This is a genomic window from Streptomyces sp. NPDC049577 (assembly GCF_040675635.1).
Classification (GTDB): domain Bacteria; phylum Actinomycetota; class Actinomycetes; order Streptomycetales; family Streptomycetaceae; genus Streptomyces.
In genome coordinates, this window is record NZ_JBFAPH010000566.1 from 1 (window position 1) to 2,263 (window position 2,263).

1 protein-coding gene is annotated in these 2,263 nt (G+C 77.9%); it reads left to right on the plus strand.

Annotated features, from left to right (window positions below; translation table 11 throughout):
- On the plus strand, window positions 1-2,263 hold a 2,263-nt coding region (locus AB0K09_RS32695; RefSeq protein ID WP_366069022.1), incomplete at both ends, for a type I polyketide synthase.

The following is a 2,263-nucleotide window of genomic DNA, read 5'->3' on the forward strand; positions in this document are numbered from 1 at the left end:
CCCGCGCACCTCGGCGCGCCGCCCCTCACCCCCGGCCGCGACGCCGACGCCCTGGGCCGGGCACCGGCGACGCGGGAGCTCCCGCCGGGACCCCTCCCGGGCGGCCGCGCCGTGGCCGGGGTGAACTCGTTCGGCTTCGGCGGCGCCAACGCGCACGTCGTCCTCGCCGCGCCCGGCCCGGACGGCGCGCCGGAGCCCCCCGCGCCCGCCGGACCGCTGCCGGTCGTCGTCTCGGCCCGGACGCCGGGCGCCGTCGCGGAGGCGGCGCGGCGGATGGCCGGCCGGCTCGACGGCTGCGCGCCCGGGGAGTTCTACGACCTGGCGTACACCGCCTGCCGGCGGCGTGCCGCGCACGAGGAGCGGATCGCCGTGCTGGCGGAGGACCCGGCGACGGCGGCCGCGCGGCTGCGCCGGCTGGCCGAGGGGGAACTGCCGGGGGCCGGTGCCGCGGCCACGGGCGTGGAGCGCGGCAAGGTCGCGTTCGTCTTCTCCGGCAACGGCTCGCAGTGGGCGGGGATGGGGGCCGGCCTGCTGGCGGAGGATCCGTGCTTCCGGCAGGCGGTGGGCGAGGCGGACGAGGCCCTGCGCCCGCTGCTGGGCTGGTCGGTGGCGGAGGAACTGGCCGCGCCGGCGGAGCGCCGGCGGCCGGACACCACGGACGTGGCGCAACCGCTGCTGTTCGCCGTGCAGGTGGGCGTGGTGGCCGCCCTGCGTGCGCGGGGAGTCGAGCCGGCGGCGGTGACCGGCCACAGTTCGGGCGAGATGGCCGCGGCCTGGGCGGCCGGCGCGCTGGATCTGGCGTCGGCGGCGCGCGTGGTCGTGGTGCGCTCCCGGGCACAGGCCACCACCGCCGGGTCCGGGGGCATGGCCGCGCTCGGCACGGACGTCTCCCGGGCGCGGGCCCTGCTGGCCCCCTACGACGGGCGGCTGGAGATCGGGGGCGTCAACAGCGGCCGGGACGTGACGGTCAGCGGTGACCGGGCGGCGCTCGACCGGCTGGGCGACCACTGCCGCGAGCACGGCGTCTTCTTCCACCGGCTGGATCTCGACTACGCCTTCCACAGCCGGGCCATGGACGGCCTGGAGGACGATCTGCTGACCGGGCTGGCCAGCCTCAAGCCGCGCCGGGCGGCCGTGCCGTACGCGTCGGCGACGACGGGGACCGTGCTGACCGGGCCGGAGCTCGACGCCCGCTACTGGTGGGAGAACCTGCGCCGCCCGGTGCTGTTCGCCCCTGCTGTCGAGCAGCTGACGGAGCTGGGCTGCGACGTGTACGTGGAGATCGGCCCGCGCCCCGTGCTGTGCGGCTATCTGCGGCGGCTGACGGGAGCCGCGCGGCCGCCGGCCCTGGTGGTGCCCACCCTGACGCACGACGCACCGGAGGGCGAGGCGCTGGCCACCGCCGTGGCGCGGCTGCTGGCGGGCGGGGCCCGGCACGACTCCTCGGTCTTCTTCCCGCGTCCCGGGCGGGTGGTGGACCTGCCGGCCTATCCGTGGCAGCGCGAACCGCACTGGAACGGCGACCCGGCGGCGTGGGCGGGCGGCTGCGGCGACGGGACCGTCGACCATCCGCTGCTCGGTGAGCGGGCGGCCGTGGCGGATCCCGTCTGGCACGGGCCGTTCGACCCGGGGCGCGTGCCGTGGCTGGCCGGCCACGAGGTGGGCGGGGCGGTGGTGATGCCCGCCTCCGGCTACGTCGACATGATGCTCTCCGCCGGACGGCGCGTCCTGGACTCGGCCGTCGAGATCACCCATCTCACGATCCCCGCGGCCCTGACGCTGCCCTTCGACGACCACGACAGCCGGCTGGATCTGCAGACGGCCCTGACGCCCGACGACGGGATCGTGCACATCGCCGCGCGGGCCGGGAAGGACGGCTCCTGGCGGCAGCACGCCCGCGGCCGGCTGCGCCGCCTCCTGGCGCCCGTGCCCGAACTCACCGACCTCGACGAGGTGATCGCCGGACTCCCCGGCCGCCGGACCGGCGAGGAGCACTACCGCCTCACCCGGCGCACGGGCCTGGCCTACGGCCCCGCCTTCCAGGTCCTGCGCGAGCTGCGCGTCGGTGAGGGCGAGGTGCTGGCGGACTACGCGGCCACCTGCGACCCGGAGGGCCACGAGGCCCATCCCGCGCTGCTGGACGGCGCCCTGCAGGCGGGGGCCGTGCTGCTGGAGGACGTCACGGCCGACGGCGTTCTCTTCCTCCCGGTGTCCGTCGACCGTGTCCGGGCGTGGCGCCGCATGCCCGCCGCCGGGCACATCC